1 protein-coding gene is annotated in these 643 nt (G+C 71.7%); it reads right to left on the bottom strand.

The window, feature by feature from the left end; all coding sequences use genetic code 11:
- On the bottom strand, positions 1 to 623 hold a 623-nt coding region (locus SM793_RS36300), incomplete at its 3' end, for an IS5 family transposase (RefSeq protein ID WP_320443407.1).
- Between the last annotated feature and the right edge of the window lie 20 nt (positions 624 to 643).

Below are 643 nucleotides of genomic sequence, written 5' to 3'. Positions count from 1 at the left end.
ACGATCGCCAGGCCCTCGTGCGAGGCGGCCCAGCCCACGAGGCCCGCGTCGACCGCATTGACGTAGCCGCCGTCGACCCAGACCAGCCCGACCTGCGGAAACAGCTCCCCGATCCCGGTGAGGACCAGCTTCGCGCCCGCCCGGTCCTGTACCGAGGCGGAGTGCACCACCGCACGCAGGACCAGGCCGCAGGTGTCCACCAGCAGGTGCCGTTTGCGGCCCCGCACGCGCTTGCCCGCGTCGTAGCCGATCGCCTCTCCGCCCTGGTGGCTGCGGGCCGACTGCGAGTCCAGCACCGCTGCCGAGGGCTGCGGGTCGCGTCCGTCCGCCACGCGCACCTTCTCGCGCAGCGCGTCGTGGACCCGGTCCCAGGTGCCGTCGGCACTCCAGGCGCGAAACCACCGGTAGGCGGCGTCCCACGGGGCGAGATCGTGTGGAACCAGCCTCCACGCGCATCCGCTGACCAGCACGTACAGCACGGTGTCCACGATCAGCCGGCGCGGGAACTTCAGCGGCCGGCCCGCCCTGCGCGGGTCGCGCCGCGGCAGCAGCGGCTCGATCACAGCCCACTGAGCGTCCGTCAGAGACGAGTCATAGGAAGGCTTGCACACACAGACACACATGGCCGTGATCTTCGCGGACC

The organism is Kitasatospora purpeofusca (assembly GCF_034043715.1).
In the GTDB taxonomy this organism is placed as follows: Bacteria; Actinomycetota; Actinomycetes; order Streptomycetales; family Streptomycetaceae; genus Kitasatospora; species Kitasatospora purpeofusca_A.
The sequence above is the reverse complement of the archived record's forward strand: the minus strand, read 5'-3'. Positions and strand labels throughout refer to the sequence as shown.